Consider the following 16,504-nt stretch of genomic DNA (forward strand, 5'->3'; position numbering starts at 1 on the left):
ATGAATATCGCTGAGATCGAATCCTCGCTCAAGGAGCTGGCCGATAAGCCATTCAGCTCCTCGGATTTCCCCTTCGAGTTCCTGGCTGCGTATGACGCGCCCAAGGCGACCATCACAAAGCTTCGCCAAGCTTCCCAGCCTGATCTGCTCGGCGAGCCCGGTCAGATCCACTGGAAGAAGAAGCTGCTGTATCGCTGCGCGCCCAAAGGAGGGGCCGGCGCGGCTATCGAAGCCATGGCCCAGCAGTTTGAAGGCAAGAAGGATACCCCGCGGATCTTGCTCTGCACCGATGGCCAGGAGCTTCTCGCCCGCGACACCAAGACTGGCGCTACGCTCGACGTGGAGCGCTCCCTGGTCAATGATTCCTTCGATTTTTTCTTGCCGCTCGCCGGCATCGAACGCTACGAAGGCGTGGCGGAGAGCCCGGCCGACATCAAAGCAACTGGACGGCTGGCCAAGCTCTATGACGCCATCCTGGAGGCCAACCCCGATTGGAGCGAGGCGAGCTCGCACAGCCTGAACCTGTTTATGACTCGACTGCTCTTCTGCTTCTTCGCGGAAGATACCTCGATCTTCGACTCGGGTCAGTTTACCCAGGCGGCGATGACCTTCTCCCGCGAGGACGGGACGGACATGGCCGCTACGCTCTCGCTGATTTTCCGCGCGCTGGCCCTCGACGGCCCCGTTCGCGGGGAGTTACCCGACTTCGCCCGCAAGTTCCCCTACGTCAACGGCGGGCTCTTCAAAGAGGATGCGCCGATCCCGGCCTTCTCGCGCCGCGCCCGCCGGCTGCTCAAAGGCTGCGGCGAGCTCAAATGGTCGGCGATCAACCCTGACATCTTCGGCTCGATGATCCAAGCGGTCGTGGAGCCGGGTATGCGCGGCGACATGGGCATGCACTACACGTCTGTGCCCAACATCATGAAAGCTCTGCAGCCGCTCTTCCTGCTCTCGCTCGAAGAGGACTTCGACGCCTCGCGCGACAGCGAAGCCAAGCTCACTCGACTTTTGGCTCGACTCACGCGCATCCGCATCTTCGATCCGGCTTGCGGATCAGGCAACTTCCTGATCATCGCCTATCGGGAGCTGCGCAAGCTCGAGGCGCGCATCTTCGCCAGGCTGCGCGAGCTCGGCAGCTCCGCGATCCCGATGACGGGCATCCACCTCAATCAGTTCTACGGCATCGAGCTGGCCGATTTCGCCGTCGAGACCGCGAAGCTCTCGCTGTGGATCGCCGAGTATCAGATGAACGAGCAAGTCAAGGAGCAGTTCGGCGTCGCTCCCCCGGCCCTGCCTCTGCGAGACAGCGGCAACATCGTCCACCGCAACGCCCTGCGCGTCGATTGGCTGGCCGTTTGCCCGCCTCGAGAGGGAGCAGAGACTTACGTGGTCGGCAACCCGCCGTATCTGGGCAGCTCCAACCAAGATGAGTCCCAAAAGGCGGACATGGATTTGATTTTCTCGGGCCAAACCGATAACTACCGCAACCTTGACTACGTGGCGGCTTGGTATATGAAGGCCGCGGACTATGCCCAGCCCACGGCCGCGCAGTGCGCGTTCGTGGCCACCAATTCGCTATGCCAGGGCGAAATGGTCTCCATGCTCTGGCCGCTTGTCTATCGACGCGGCATGGAGATCGGCTTCGCACACCAATCCTTCAAGTGGCGCAACAACGCATCGGCCGTCGCCGGCGTCACTTGCGTCATCGTCGGCATCCGCCCGCGCTCGAGCGCCAAGAAGGTTTTGTATTCAGCCGAACTCTCGCGGGTGGTCCGAAACATCAGCCCCTACCTGATCGAGATGGACGACACCATCGTCGAAAAGGAGTCGCGCCCCATCAACGGCCTGCCGAAGATGGACAAGGGCAACATGCCAACAGACGACGGCAACCTGATCCTCTCACCCGATGAGAAGGCCGACCTGCTGGCGCGCTTCCCGGCCGCTGCGAAGTTCGTCCGCCGTTACTACGGCACGCAGGAGTTCATCAAGGGCATCGAGCGATATTGCCTGTGGATCCTTGACGAAGATGCCCAAGAGGCCGCGAGCATTCCGCCGATCAAAGCGCGCCTCGATGCCGTGGCCGCCTTCCGCCTGGCCAGCCCCGCGCCGACCACGCAGGAATACGCCGCCTGGCCCCATCGCTTCCGTCAGATCCAAGACTTCGGCTCGGACGCTGTGCTGGTGCCGATTCACTTCTCCGAAGACCGCGAATACTTCACCATCGGCTTCGCGTCCGGTGAGGACTCGATCCTGAGCAACGCCACCTTCGCGATCTACAACGCCTCGCCCTATGTGATGGCGCTGCTGTCGACGCGGCTGCATGCCGTTTGGGTCTCGACCGTGTGCGGCGGCCTGGAGACGCGTATCCGCTACTCCAACACGATGGGCTACCACACCTTCCCCATCCCCAACCTTTCCGATGAGCAAAAGCAGGAGCTCGAGGACCACGCATGGGCAATCATCGCCGCACGCGAGGAGCATCCAGGAATGACCATCGGCGAGCTCTACGACCCCGAGGCCATGCCCGAAGGGCTGCTGGCAGCCCATCGCGCTCTTGATGACACCTTGGAGCGCATCTGCATCGGTCGACCGTTCCGCAACGACACCGAGCGGCTGGAATACCTTTTCAAGCAATATGTCGCTTTGAAGCGCAAAGACAGGTCCGGCTCCAACCGCGAGCTGGCCTTGAGGAGAGCCCGATGACCGATTTCGTCCAGATCACCTACGCCCAGACCGGGGCCAGCCAGTCCGTCGATCAGATGGGCATGCGCGCCATGCAAGCGCGCGCCTTCGACGAGCGCGGCTCGCAATACCTGCTGGTCAAGGCACCGCCGGCTTCCGGCAAGTCTCGCGCACTTATGTTCATCGCCTTGGATAAGCTGCATCGCCAGGGCGTTCGCAAGGCGATCGTCGCGGTGCCGGAGCGCTCGATCGGTTCCTCGTTCAAATCCACCCCGCTCTCCAAGGACGGCTTCTTTGCCGACTGGGAGGTCGCCCCGGAGTGGAACCTGACCTCCGCCGGTGGCGCGCAGAAGACCAAGGCCTTCGCCGAGTTCATGCAAAGCGGAGCCCAGGCCCTGGTCTGCACGCACGCGACCCTGCGCTTTGCCTTCGAGCAGCTCGGCGCGCAGGCTTTCGACAACTGCCTGCTGGCCATCGACGAGTTCCACCACGCCTCGGCCGACGACGAAAGCCGCTTGGGTGAACTGGTGCGCATCCTGGTCGATCGCGACAAGGCGCACATCGTCGCGATGACCGGCAGCTACTTCCGCGGGGACGCCGCGCCGGTGCTGCGGCCCGAGGACGAGGCGCGCTTCAACCGAGTCACATACACCTACTACGAGCAGCTCAACGGCTACAAGGATCTGAAGACTCTGGGCATCGGCTACCACTTCTACCGCGGTCGCTACATCGATGCGATTAACGAGGTGCTCGACCCCTCCAAAAAGACCATCGTCCACATCCCCAGCGTGCGCTCGGCCGAAGCCACCGGCGAGGGCAAGTATGGCGAGGTCGATCGGATCCTCGATCACCTGGGCCGGGTGCTCGGGCGCGACGCGGCCACCGGCTTCTATAGCGTCGAGCGTCCCGACGGCTCGAAGCTCATCGTCGCCGATCTCGTCGACGACGGCCCCGAGCGCGAGCGCGTGATGGGGTCGCTGCGTGAGATCAAGGGCCGTGACGACGTGGACATCATCATCGCGCTGGGCATGGCCAAGGAAGGCTTCGACTGGATCTGGTGCGAGCACGCGCTGACTGTCGGCTACCGTGGCTCGCTCACCGAGATCATCCAGATCATCGGCCGCGCGACCCGCGACGCTCCCGGTAAGCCCCACGCCCAGTTCACCAACCTCATCGCCGAGCCCGATGCCTCCGAGGAGCGGGTGGTGGAGGCCGTGAACAACATGCTCAAGGCTATCGCCTGCTCGCTGCTCATGGAGCAGGTCTTGGCGCCCAACTTCAAGTTCCGAGCCAAGGATGGGAGCGACGAGATCGACGGTTCGCGCCGCGAGACCGACATCGTGTTCGACAAGGATGGCGCCACCTCGATTGCGATCAACGGATTCAAGGAGCCGTCGACTGAGCGCAGCCGCCAGATCATCGAGACAGACTTGGCGGATTTGACCGCCGCGATCTTCCAAGACGACTCAATCCTGCGCGCGTCGCTGAACCCCGATGAATACGCGCCGGAGGTGGTCAATCAGGTCTACATCCCCCGGGTGATCCAGACCAAGTATCCCGACCTCACCGACGACGAGATCGAGGAGATCCGCCAAGCAGTGGTGGCCAACGGCGCTTTCAAGAGCCCGCAGATCGAGATTGATCCCGCCCTTGGCGACGTGGATCCCGACGCCAAGGGCGGCTCGAAATTCATCCGGCTGGCCGAGAAGCTGATCAACATCGACGAGCTGAGCATCGACCTCATCGACAGCATCAACCCCTTCCAACGTGCCTACGAGATCCTCTCCAAGTCCGTCACCGCCGACGTGCTCCGCACCATCCATGGCGCGATCTCGGCGACGAGGGTCGCGATGACCGAGGAAGAGGCCGTGGCGCTGTTCCCGCGCATCAAGGCCTTCACCGCCGAGCGTAGACACGAGCCGAACCTGAACTCGGCCAGCCCGATGGAGCGTCGGATGGCGGAAGCCCTGGCCTGGATCCGCGAGGCCAAGCGCAAGCGCATGGCCGCCGGAGGCTGACAGCATGGCCGCCAAGAAGACGCTCGATGAGCTGCTCTCCGAGGAGGCCGACTCGGAGCTGCTCAACGTCAAGCCCCGACAGGCCAAAGCGATCGACACGGCCGCGCGAGCTCGGGCGCAGTTCGAGGAGATCAACGCTTTCGTCGAGCGTAATGGCTTCGCGCCCGGGAAAGGCGGCGAGAGTCGAAAAGTCGGCGTGATGGAGCGCTCCCTGCAGGCGCGCCTGCGCGCTTACCAGGACAACCCGGAACTCGCGGCCACCCTGGGCGAGATCGACCGGCATGGGCTGCTCTCCGCTGCGCCCAAGCCCGAGCCCAAGAGCCTCGACGAGTTGCTCGACAGCGACGATCCGCTGCTCATCGATCCTAACGGCGGCCTCTTCGAGTTGCGCCACGCCAAGGGTTCGCCGGCGCGGCCCGACATGGTGTCGGAGCGTGAGCCCTGCGCGGACTTCGAAACGTTCAAGCCCCTATTCGACAAGGCCGCCGCGGAGCTCTCCTCAGGCGTTCGCAGGAGCGTGCAATTCGCCAATGAGCAGGAGATCGAGGCCGGCGGCTTCTTCATCCTCAATGGCGTAATGGTCTATGTCGCCGAGGTGCGCGATCCGCACATCCGCAACGGCAAGCGTAACGCCAGGCTGCGCCTGATCTTCGACAACGGGACCGAGGGCCAGAACCTGCTGCGCTCGCTGGCCACCCAGCTCTACAAGGATCCCAACGGGCGGCGCATCTCCGACCCAAACGCGGGGCCGCTCTTCGGCTCCGAGAAGTCTGTGGAGGTCCAGCCCGCCCAAGGCCAGGATCGCGTCACCGGCGTCATCTACGTGGTCAAGAGCCTCTCGAAGCTCCCCGAGATCGCCCGGCTCGACGGCAGCCTCTTCAAGATCGGCTTCACCACGGGGAACCTCGAGACGCGCTTGCGTGGGGTCGAGGACGATCCGACCTTCTTGATGGCGCCAGTCAAGCCGGTGATGAGCTACCAGGCGATCAACTTGAACGCCAATGCCTTCGAGCGTCTCGTTCACCACTTCTTCGGTGAGGCCAGGTTGGACATCGAAGTCAAGGACCGCTTCGGCAAGGCGATCAAGCCGCGCGAATGGTTCTTGCTGCCGCTGCCGATCATTGAGCAGGCGATCCCGCTGATCGTTGATGGCTCGATCCTGCGCTACCGCTATGACCATCGGGCGTGCGCGATTGTCGAGGCGAGCAAAGCCTAGCAGCCGAGATGCCGAACATACGGTCCCTGGACATGAAGCTCGTCGACGACCTGTTCGACATGGGCAATGGCTACGTGCTCGATTTCTCGGACCGGACGATGTCATCCTTCTTCGTCGAGGAGCTCAACGTCGACATTGACGATCCGGCCTATCGGGATCTAGGCACCTCGAAGGCCAAACGCCTGCGCTGCTACTTGAACAAGGTGGACCTGGCCACGTCGATCAAGACGCTCAAAGCCCTTTGGGATTACCGCGAGGCCACTCGCAAGGACAGCCGGCGCGAGGAGTGGGTCGACAACGCCGAAGGGCGTTTCCTCTCGCTGCTTAACCGCATGCAGGGCAAGCCCGACCAGGCGTCGGCCCCGCAGGGAGAGCCGCCCAAGCCCGCGTTCGATCGGCCGAAGATCATCCTTTTGAAGCAGAAGCTCATCGAGCTGTCGGCCTTGGAGCCGCAGCCGCGGGGCTATGCGTTCGAGGCCTGGCTCACAAACACCTTCAACGTGTTCGGCTTGCAAGCCCGCGAGCCGTTCCGCCTGCGCGGCGAGCAGATCGATGGGAGCTTCCAGTTGCAAGGCGAGACCTACTTGGTCGAGGCCAAGTGGCACTCGGCGCAGACCCCTGCGGCCGACCTGCATGCTTTCCACGGCAAGGTCGAGCAGAAGGCGGCATGGGCCCGCGGGCTCTTCATCAGCAACAGCGGTTTCACGCCCGATGGCCTGATCGCCTTTGGCAAAGGGAAGCGCGTGATCTGCATGGACGGCTTCGACCTATTCGAGACGCTCGATCGCGAGCTGCCGCTCGACCAGGTGATCGCCCGCAAGGCGCGCCGGGCCGCGGAGACGGGCCTGCCGTTCGAGCGTGTGCGAGACATCTTCGGCCACTGAGGCCGAGGTCCAGACAAGAAAGGGGAGACGATGACCAAACCAAAGGCAAAGCAGAAGGCCGACGATTCGACTGGATCGCTGTTCGAGGAGAACTACCTCGTCCGCACGCTCGGGCGCATCGCCCAAGATCCCGAGGTGGCGCTCACCGAGCTCGTGGCCAACGCCTGGGATGCCGGCGCGTCCCTCGTGGACCTAACCATCCCTCCCACCAATGAGCTGGCTTTGACAGTCGAGGACGATGGCCATGGCATGAACGCCGGCCAGTTCAAGGGCCGCTGGATGAAGCTGGGCTACAACCGCCTCAAGCATCAAAGCGCGTTGGTCGAGTTCCCGCCGGAGCGCCAAGGCTGGCGCCGCAAGGCCTATGGGCGCAACGGCGTCGGCCGGCACGGGCTGCTGTGCTTTGCCGACCAGTATTCGGTGGAGACCTGGCGCGAGGACAAGGGCGCGAGCTTCGACATCGGCACCCAGAGCGAAGAGAACCCTTTCAAGATCGAGAAGGAGGGATCCTTCCTGAGGAAGGGCCACGGGACCAAGCTCTCCGTGATCGTCCAGCGGCACTTGCCCGACGCCGATGCCATCCGCGAGATCCTGGCGGGGCGCTTCGTCCACGACCCCCAGTTCGTCGTCCGGGTCAACGGGGTGTCGGTCGCGTTGGCCGAACAAATAGGCTTGATCGAGAAGCAGGACTTGCAGATCCCCGGCTGCCCGCCGGCCGAGGCCTTCGTCGTCGACACGACGCGGACGGCCAAATACACCCTCTACCAAGGCATCGCCTTCTGGGTGAATGGGCGCCTGGTCGGCGTCCCGAGCTGGGTGGTTGGCTCGGAGGCCGTGATCGATGGCCGAGCGCGCTTCGCCAAGCGCTTCTCGATCGTCATCAAGGCCGACGACGGCTGGCTGCCGGAGGTCGAGCAGGACTGGGTGCGATTCAAGAGCGGCAAGAAGGTCGATGCGCTCTTCGAGGCCGCCCGCGACTACGCCAAGAAGGTGTTCGCCCAGCTTTCGGCGACGCTGGTGGAGGAGAGCTCCGAAGAGGCCCTGGTCAAGAACCGCGAGGACTTCAAGGAGCTTTCGCCCCTGGGCCGGGCCGAGGTCGCCAGCTTTGCCCGCGACCTGGTGAAGGCCACGCCCACCGTCTCGCAGGACGTGCTCTCGGCGGCAGTGCAGGCCGTCATCAACTTGGAGAAGGCCCGCGGTGGGGCTGCGTTACTTGAAAAACTCACCAAGCTCGACGAGTCCGACATCGACGGCCTCGACCGACTGCTAAGCCAATGGACCGTGCGCGACGCGTTGTCGGTGCTCGACGAGATTGACCAACGCCTGGCGGTGATTGTGGCCATCGAGAAGCTTTCCGGCGACGATTCAACCGACGAACTGCACACCCTCCATCCACTGGTTACGCAGGCCCGATGGCTATTCGGCCCCGAGTTCGACAGCAGCGAATACGCATCCAACGTGAGTCTCAAGACGGCCGCCGAAAAGGTCTTTCAGAAGCGCCTCTCCAAGGATGCCTTCGTCAACGCCAAGCAGCGCCCAGACATCATGGCGCTAGCCAATGCGACGTGCTCGATCGTTGGTACAGAGGGATTCGATCCAACGGATCCCACGCTCACGCGCATCCAAAACGTCCTGATCATCGAGTTGAAGAAAGGTCGCTCCGCGATCGGCCGCGACGAGATGAACCAAGCCGACGGCTATGTGCAGGACTTCCTCGAAAGCGGTGCGCTCGACGGAACGCCGATGTTCCGCGCCTTCGTCGTTGGCTACGAGATCGCGCCCAAAACCGTGCGTGAGAAGGATCTGATGGAGGAGAAAGTTTTGCGGGGCAGAGTGCAGGCCGTCACCTACGGCCAGCTTACGCGTTCGGCCCATCAGCGACTGTTTCGTCTGAAAGAACGCATCCCGGCGCGCTACGAGGACGTGTCCGGAGCGGATCTGTCGGCGAAAGTGATGCAGATCGCTTCGCAGACTACGCTTGGGCTGGAGATGCCAGCCAAACGTTGAGCGCCTCACGTAATACTCTGCGGAGATTTCGATTACTCGAACCCCGCAGCTACGGCAATTTGGCGGATACCGCAGTCAGCGCCGTGTCCAAACTCCGTCCAACTGCTCCGCCCGGCTGGATTCGCCTCAGCAACCCGTCAAGCGCACTATAGGGGCGCACAGTGGGCGTTCTCGATCTGCCCACGTGGGCGTCATTGTCCAAGCCGAGGAAATCAAATAGATACGAGTCCTTGAGCGTTTCGTGCGTCAGTTGTGACGGCGGCGCGGGCAGACGCTGGTCGAAGTTGGTGATGGCCTGACCCTCCCTACCGTTCGTGCGGGCGATTGCGGCTGTGGAATTGCAGTGTCGCCCGTCCCCTCAGCCATACTCCACGGCTTGGGCTAGATGCCGGACTCGTTTATCGCGGCTTGTTCTGCACGGTTCAGAGTTGGAATCAAGGCAATTGTGTAGTGATCTGCTGCACAAATTCAGCCCAGCATTTTCTCGATCGTCGTCATGGATGCACCAATTCATAGCCCGTACTGCGTCCACCCCCAGGCGCTTTCCGCAGCACCCCCACCCCCAGCAGCTGCGTGATGTCCCGCAGCGCCGTATCCGGCGAGCACTTGCCGATGGTCGCCCACTTGCTGCTGGTGAGCTTGCCGTCGAAGCCATCGAGCAGGCGATTGAGGAGCTTGATCTGGCGCTCGTTCATCGGCGTGCCGGCCCAGCGTTGCCAGAACCGAGCTTTGGCCAGCACGCTGTCGAGCGTGGTCTGGGCGCTGGCGATGGCTCGGCCCAGCGTGCCGAGGAACCAAGCCAGCCACTCGGTGACGTCCAGCGAGCCCTTCTGGGTGCGTTCGAGGATGTCGTAGTAGGCCTTGCGCTCGCGCTGGATCTGCGCCGACAGGCTGTAGAAGCGCTGCTCGGCGCCATCGGCACGCGCCAGGAACAGATCGCCCACGGCGCGCGCGATGCGGCCATTGCCGTCGTCGAACGGGTGCAGGGTGACAAACCACAGGTGGGCCAGCCCGGCCTTGATAAGCGCAGGCTCGTCTGTTTCGTCGTTGGCCCATGTCAGGAATCGTGCCATCTCAGCCGGCAGCACGGCTGCGGGGGGCGCCTGGAAGTGAACCTTGCGACGGTTCACCGGGCCGGACACGACCTGCATCGGGCCGGCTGCGTCATCACGCCATTGGCCCACGGCGATCCTGGCAAGGCCCGAGTAGCCCGTCGGGAACAGGGCGGCATGCCAGCCGAACAGGCGCTTGGCCGTCAAAGGCTCGGTGCTGCGCGAGGTGGCGTCGAGCACCATCTCGACCACGCCCTCGACATGTCGATCAACTGGCGCCAGTGCGCCGATGTCCATGCCCAGGCGGCGGGCGATGGACGAGCGGACGGAGGCGACGTCCAGCAGTTCGCCTTCGATCTCGCTGGTCTTGACCACATCGTCCGTCAGTGCCGCCAGGCTGGCTTGGTCGCGCAACACCAGCCCGACGTCGGCCAGACGACCCAGCAGCATGCCCTGGGCGCGGCTGACCTCGGCCAGCGCTTGGGCCAATGCAGGCAGGTCGTAGTGCCACTGGGGCCAGTCGGCGGATTGCCAGATGTAGAGATTTTCTCCGCTATACATGCGGAGATTAAACACCCAATTCACCGCATGGGCAAGTGATTGCCGCAATTCATGCGGTGAAAGAGGCCTGCAATCACCGCACGGGGCGGCGATTCCGCTGCGCTTCGCTACTTGATTCGTCGCAGCCGCGGTGGCTCGGCGGATACCGCTGTCAACGCCTTCTCCAGGCCACGATCCACGTGTCCGCGCAGCCAGGTTCGCGCGAGCAGGCGTCGGATCACCTGTACGGGCAGGTACAGCACCCCGAGGGGCGCGGCCCCCACCAGGACCAGTACATCCCAGCCGAGGGCCAGGGCGGCGCCCGAGGCGATGATGCCAACCGACACGAGCCCGTCGCAGCGGTGCAGCAGCAGCGGCGGATCGGCGCGGATGAAGTTGACCTGTCGGCCTGTGTTCAGGTTCACCAGGCCCACGACCAGCTCGCCGAGCAACAGCACGCAGACCTCGTGCCCACGCCGTGCCGGCATCGAGCGGCTGTGGACTATGAGCTTCACGTCCTGGTCGACGCCATCGGTTCGGGCCAGCCAGAACTCCCGCCGCTCGCGCGCGGGATACTGCTCGCACCACCGCATGGGGACATTGATGTAGCGCTGCACTTCGGTCAATTGGCCGGTGACATACCAGAACTTGCTCATCTCGAACTCCTCTCGTCGTGATGAGGGCAAGTTCGCATGGATGAACGCATCGTCAACTGGTATTCCCAGCGCCTTGTGACACCACTCCAGTGACAGTGGATTGAAAAGGTGTTTCCGCTCTTGGGGCGTGCGCGAATCTGCAGTGACACTCCAGCTGCACTGCAGATGTTTCGCGGGCTGGGCGGCACGTGTCTGGAATGACGTGGTTTCTTGCCGGTCGAAACCAGAGGCCGTATCAATGGGAGTCAAGCCCTGATGCCGTCTCGGTGACATGCGCGTTCGAAGGATATTTTCCCCCGTCGTTTCGGTTGCAAGCGCCACCCGAAACGACCGCCATTTCGCGGGCATTGCACGGGTACGCGGCGAACAGCCGTTGACGTTCGTCCGCCGCCGGTGTCAACTGCAGTTTCCCGAGGCCTCCTGGCCTGCTCCATCGTGGAGCGAAAGGCGTTGCGGTCGTTACCCGCCTTCCCATTGCCTGGCCTATGAGCCTGGCGCGGCATGGTCCTCCGAGGCCATGCCCGGCGTTGTTTACAACGTAGAGCTGCACATGACTGGCCGGCGCTTTGCCGCCGGACGTTCCCCGAGGGCGTGTCATGCGCCTGACTGCTCGCTGACCGGCACCCGATGCCGTGCCACCGAGCCCGTCATTCTTTCGAGCACGCGCATTCGCGCAGCACACGGTTGTGCTTGCCCTCATGGGCTCCCCGTGTGCACCCGCTCGTAAACCTGGCACCGCCCTGGACTTTCGGTCAAGGGGCGGACCCCTGCAGGTGGATGACGCTGCGTTCCGAGAACCGATCCATTCAACCGCGCTGAAGGCCAGACCTTCGCGCCGGTGTCGTCCATGCCCTGCGAGGCAAGACGGCATCACAACACCCGGCAGACGCAGAAATGCGTCGCCGGGTTGGATCACTCAGTTTCATTTTTAAGACCGACCGAGCCGGCTGCCGCGCAAGTGGCGTGATGCCAGCGAATACCTGGGTAGGCAAGGCACCGCCGTGGTCGGGCGCCTCGCCGAAATGACCTGACCACGCATGGATAGCGCAATGGAATCCGCGCTGCCCATGGACTCGATCGATTCCACCTCTTTCAACCGCAGCACGCCGCCGGGACGGCGCGCGGCTTCTTCACAGGAGATGGCCATGGCCAACCTTTCTGCTCCGAACTTCAAGCGCCGCCGCCAGGGCGGCATCGACACAGCGCGCCACACCCGATATGAGCCACCCCAGCAGGTGCTCGATCGCTACCGCCCCGGCAAAGCCGACCCGATGCGTGTGCTCGAAGTGTTGATCGAGCTGTTCAACGCCCAGCACACCGCACTGAAAAAGACCGTGTCGCACAAGACGCGCCAGGAGCGTGCAGACTTCCTGCGGCGCTTCTTTCGCGACTTGCGCCTCAAGGCCGGGTTCAAGACGCTGCCAGATCCGCGCAACCTCGGGCAGAAGCACATCCAAGCCATGGTCACCGTCTGGCAACGTGAACGACTCGCGCCCGCCACCATCCAGACCTACCTGAGCTTCCTGCGCGGACTGGCGCTATGGCTGGGCAAGCCCGGGTTCATCCGAAAGCCGGATCACTATGGTCTGACGCTCGCAGAGTACCAACGCCATGAGTGCGCCCAGCACGACAAGAGCTGGAGTGCCGCGGGTGTCGACATCGACGGGGTGATAGGGCGCGTGTGTGCCTATGACCCCTATGTCGGCGCATCGCTGCGGCTCATCCGGACGATGGGTTTGCGGCGCAAGGAAGCGGTGATGCTGAGGCCCCACGGCTGCGTCGTGGCGTTCGCGGCGACAGGACTGCCCGTCGAGCAGCGGCAAGCCGACGAATACGTCTGGATTCAACAGGGTGCCAAGGGTGGCCGGCCGCGCTTCGTGCCGCTGGATTCGCTGCAGCGCATCGAAGCGCTGCAGTTCGCGCAAAGCGTCGCGCAGGGGCCGGACGCTCACATGGGTAACCCAGGCCGTGGTCTCGTGGAAAACCTGCGGCGCTTCGACTACGTGATGGCGCGCTTCGGCATCACGAGCAAAGAGCTGGGGGTGACGGCACATGGCCTACGCCACCAGGCTTTGATCGAGCACTACATCGAACAGACCGGCGGGGTGGCGCCACCCGTGCGCGGTGGTGAAGCAGGGTTGGAGCTGGACGCCGTGGCGAGGCAATCGACAGCGCACCTGGCAGGGCACCATCGCACTCGCGCCTCCGGGGCGTACCTTGGGGCCGTCCTGCATCGCCGCCAGCATGACGAGCAAGCAGAGTTGCCGGACGAGGATGCGTTACCTGCAGGTGCTTGACGACTCTGTGTCCGGGGCTGCTGTCGACATTCATCAACCGCGCATGAGTTTCTCTTGGCAGTTGTGGATCGATGCTTTCATCCGCTGCACCGTCGTTCGGCGGATCGGATACGCTGCCGCACGTTGAGAGAAGGTCGCCGCCTGCGCTGCCATCCGATCAATGGTGGCCTCGGCCGCCTTCGTCGCCACACCCCCCTCCGAGGCCAGGCGCAGCAGATGGCTGCGTTTCACTGCATTGCCTTCGCCGCAGACGTCCATGTGGTGATGGCCCATGGGGCCTTCGCTGAAGGTCAAGTCGAAGGCTGGGGCCAGCCGCCAGCGCCGGTCCTGTCCGAGGCGCCAGGCGAAGTTCTTCGGATGGTCGTCGCGGTTGTGGAACAGCACGTTGAAGACGGCCCGGGCGTAGGCCTTCTCCACCTCGCGCTCGTCGCGGGTCAGCAGGCGTGTGGCCCGCAGGAGGGCGGTGTAGTCCGCGCTGCCGGGCAGGCGGAAGTCCACCTGCAGCAGGCCCGCCAGGCTGTGGATCGGAACGCGCAAGCCCTGTTCGCGATCGAAACGCGCCACGCCGAAGGCGGCCAGCTTGGACGACAGATCGAACCATGCGCTGGCTGGCACCTCCAGTCCGCAATCGCGGGCCAGTTCGGCATACATCTGCTCGATGGCGCAGACCTCCTTGTGCTCGCCCTGGGCGGGGAACTTCACCAGCCACGGGGAGCCTGGTGCGTCGCCGCGCGTGCTGACGTGGCCCGACCTTGTGTCGTACTGCACCAGCGCCTTGGGCCGTGCGCCTTGCGGGGAGCCTCCCGTCAGCGCCAGTTCGCGCAAGGCGGCTCCTGCCTCACCGGCCAGGGCGCGCTCGCTTTCTTTGGCCAAGGCCAACAGGTTCCAGTCTGGCTCCTCGGCATCAGGCTCTGCAGCCGGCACGAAGCGCAGGGCGCCCATGGCGCGATCCCCGATGAAGGCCAGGCGATCCAGTGGCCCGGGATGGCGCAAACCCTGCTGACGGAACAACCGGTCCATCAGCAGCAGGCCCCAGCCATCGGGCAGGCTGTCGGCGATCAGGCCTGGCAGGCGGAGCAGGTGCGGTGGAAAGCCGCCATAAGCGGCGGCACGCAGCTTGAGGTGCAGCGGCGACAGTTCCAGCCCTTGCGCCAGCGCCTCGGGCGCGTATTCGAACAGCAGCGTGGTGCCATCGTCGGCGAGCAAGCCCAGTGGCCAGTCCTCGCCCCAGCCGCAGTAGTGGACGGCAAGGCGCTTCATGTGCTGCTCCGGCGGCGGGCTCGCTGCCGTTGGGTAGCCGCTTCGGCTTTTTCCATCTGAGCGATGGACTGGCGCTTGAGCACGAACAGATCCTCCAGCTCATTGACCAGCCCGAGCGCCTGCACCGCGCGAACCAGGGTTTCCAGCGAAGACTGGCCGCTGCTTTCCAGCTTGCGCAGTGCGCCCAACGAGAGGCCAGCCATCTGCGCCAGCTCGCGCTGGGGCAACCCCTGGGCCAACCGCTGCGCACGCACGCGTTGGCCCAGTATCTGGAGGATTTCGCTAGACGGCGCTAGATTTAATGACATTATTTTGTCTCTTATCTCAAAAAATCATTTTTAAGAGTCATTATAATGGTCTTTATATGGTTCTACCGCAAGCGGCATATTGCACAGTGATTGCCCACAGGGCAGCGGGCTGAAGCAGCCGCACCTCATGGGGAGTGCGTGTCATCTGCGCTCGAGCGGCGACTGCTTTGCTCGTAGCCCATGCCCAGTTCCTGGGCCTGCTTCGCCAGTGCCGCCATGGCGTCTTCGCTGGCTTGCGTGCTCGCCGCACCGCCGTTGCGCGCTTCTTCTATCGCAGCCAGCCACTTCGCCCATTTTTCCAGCGCCACCTTGCGCTCCTCGAAATAGTCGTACTGGTTGTAGACGCCCTCGATGTCGCGCACCTTGTGGTTCAGCGCCCGCTCGGCGACGAAGCGGTCCACGCCCAGCGCGGCCATGTGGGTGCGGGCCGTGCGGCGCATGTCATGCACGGTGAAGTGCTCGATGTCGTCCAGCGGTAGGCGGCGCAGCGCGACGTTCAGCGTGTCCGGGCTGATGTGGCCGAAGCGGTTCCGCCTCGGCACGCCGCCTTTCATGTGGATCAGCCGGCGCGCCGGGAACAGGTATTCGCTGTTGCAGGAGAACACCTGGACCTCCTCCAGCCACCGCAGGACCGGCGCCGCGAGCGGGATGTCGATGGACTGGTTCATCTTCGTGCGCGACGGGTGCAGCGACCAGACGCCACGCTTCAGGTCGAACTCGGTCCACCGAGCCGACAGCAACTCCATCTTGCGCACGCACAGGGCGAGCAGCAGCCACACGGCCAATTCGTTCTGGCGACCGAAGTTCGGTGTGTCCTGCATGGCCTTGGCGAACGCGGCGAGCTCATCGCGGTTCAGCCAGCGCTGTCTTGAGACCTCGAAGCCGCCTGCGTCTGAAATCTCGAAGCCGGAGGCCGGGTTGGTGTCGATCCACCGGCGCTTCACGGCGAAGTGGAACATGCGGAAGAGGTGACGCAGCGCATCGTTGGCGACGGTTGGCGCGCCTGCATCGAGGATGCGGGTGAGCACCTTGTCGATGTGCAGTGGCCGTACCTCCGTCACGCCCAGCTTGCCGATCACCGGCTCGATGTGGCGGCGGATGACGCGCAGCACGACCTCGGGGTGCTTGTAGGTCTTTGCAATGTGGCGGTCGTACCAGGCTTGCGCGAGGGCGGCCACGGTGACCTGTTCGTGGACCTTGAGTCGTTCTGCCCGTTTCTCGGCGGCCACGTCCACGCCTTGCTGGATGCGCGCTCGGTTCTGGCGCGCCGCTTCGCGGGCGTCCTTGAGCGACAGATCCGGATAGCGGCCGAGCACCTTCTCTCGGGCAACGCCAACAAAGCGGTAGCGCAGGATCCAGGAGGCTTGGCCTTTCAGCGCACCGGCGGCGGTGGCAACGAAGTTGAGGCCACCGCCGATGCCGCGGTGCACGGCTCCGGCATTGAGCCAGGCTCGCAGCGTCTTGTCGGTGACGCGTTCAGTCTCAGTCATGGCGCGATCTCCACAGCGATTCACGAGGAACCTGTGTGGTAAATGTTCGGGCGCTGCTCCCGAGATCGCGGAGGACTGGATTTCCCACACGATT

General features: G+C 63.9%; 11 protein-coding genes. 6 read left to right on the top strand and 5 right to left on the bottom strand.

Annotated features, from left to right (window positions below; translation table 11 throughout):
* The 5 genes from L6Q67_RS05140 to L6Q67_RS05160 are packed head-to-tail and all read left to right on the top strand — an operon-like array spanning position 1 to position 8,807.
* Positions 1-2,703, top strand: coding sequence for a DNA methyltransferase (locus L6Q67_RS05140; RefSeq protein ID WP_296566285.1), 2,703 nt, complete (start codon positions 1-3; stop codon positions 2,701-2,703).
* Positions 2,700-4,700: a DEAD/DEAH box helicase gene (locus L6Q67_RS05145; protein WP_296566288.1), complete on the top strand. Its 2,001-nt coding sequence runs from the start codon at positions 2,700-2,702 to the stop codon at positions 4,698-4,700. The genes L6Q67_RS05140 and L6Q67_RS05145 overlap by 4 nt, the downstream gene beginning before the upstream one ends.
* A gap of 4 nt (positions 4,701-4,704) precedes the next feature.
* Positions 4,705-5,916 (top strand): GIY-YIG nuclease family protein, encoded by a 1,212-nt coding sequence (locus L6Q67_RS05150; protein WP_296566290.1) that lies wholly within the window; start codon positions 4,705-4,707, stop codon positions 5,914-5,916.
* A 32-nt stretch (positions 5,917-5,948) separates the two neighbouring features.
* Positions 5,949-6,800 carry a restriction endonuclease gene (locus L6Q67_RS05155; protein ID WP_296566295.1) on the top strand — a complete coding sequence of 284 codons (852 nt, stop codon included), beginning with the start codon at positions 5,949-5,951 and terminating at the stop codon, positions 6,798-6,800.
* A gap of 30 nt (positions 6,801-6,830) precedes the next feature.
* Entirely contained in the window at positions 6,831-8,807 is a 1,977-nt protein-coding gene (locus L6Q67_RS05160; RefSeq protein ID WP_296566298.1) for an ATP-binding protein, read from the top strand.
* Positions 8,808-9,301: 494 nt separating this feature from the next.
* Here the strand turns inward: L6Q67_RS05160 and L6Q67_RS05165 are convergent, their stop codons facing one another.
* Both L6Q67_RS05165 and L6Q67_RS05170 read right to left on the bottom strand, forming a co-directional pair.
* Positions 9,302-10,435, bottom strand: coding sequence for a Fic family protein (locus L6Q67_RS05165; protein ID WP_296566300.1), 1,134 nt, complete (start codon positions 10,433-10,435; stop codon positions 9,302-9,304).
* Between the two features lie 92 nt (positions 10,436-10,527).
* On the bottom strand, positions 10,528-11,055 hold the full coding sequence (locus L6Q67_RS05170) for a hypothetical protein (protein ID WP_296566303.1): 528 nt from the start codon (positions 11,053-11,055) through the stop codon (positions 10,528-10,530).
* A gap of 1,049 nt (positions 11,056-12,104) precedes the next feature.
* On the opposite strand from L6Q67_RS05170, the gene L6Q67_RS05175 reads away from it, so the two are divergent.
* Positions 12,105-13,352 (top strand): integrase domain-containing protein, encoded by a 1,248-nt coding sequence (locus L6Q67_RS05175; protein WP_296566305.1) that lies wholly within the window; start codon positions 12,105-12,107, stop codon positions 13,350-13,352.
* A gap of 33 nt (positions 13,353-13,385) precedes the next feature.
* Here L6Q67_RS05175 and L6Q67_RS05180 read toward each other — a convergent pair whose 3' ends face one another.
* The 3 genes from L6Q67_RS05180 to L6Q67_RS05190 form a co-directional block, all read right to left on the bottom strand.
* Positions 13,386-14,612: a type II toxin-antitoxin system HipA family toxin gene (locus tag L6Q67_RS05180; protein ID WP_296566308.1), complete on the bottom strand. Its 1,227-nt coding sequence runs from the start codon at positions 14,610-14,612 to the stop codon at positions 13,386-13,388.
* The gene (locus L6Q67_RS05185; protein ID WP_296566311.1) at positions 14,609-14,920 is read right to left on the bottom strand and encodes a helix-turn-helix transcriptional regulator; all 312 of its coding nucleotides are present in this window, start codon (positions 14,918-14,920) and stop codon (positions 14,609-14,611) included. Before L6Q67_RS05185 ends, L6Q67_RS05180 begins: the two co-directional genes overlap by 4 nt.
* Positions 14,921-15,045: 125 nt before the next feature.
* The gene (locus tag L6Q67_RS05190) at positions 15,046-16,410 is read right to left on the bottom strand and encodes a site-specific integrase (RefSeq protein ID WP_296566315.1); all 1,365 of its coding nucleotides are present in this window, start codon (positions 16,408-16,410) and stop codon (positions 15,046-15,048) included.
* Positions 16,411-16,504: the final 94 nt, after the last annotated feature.

Origin of the sequence: Zoogloea sp. (assembly GCF_023150065.1) — a bacterium.
Taxonomy (GTDB): domain Bacteria; phylum Pseudomonadota; class Gammaproteobacteria; order Burkholderiales; family Rhodocyclaceae; genus Zoogloea.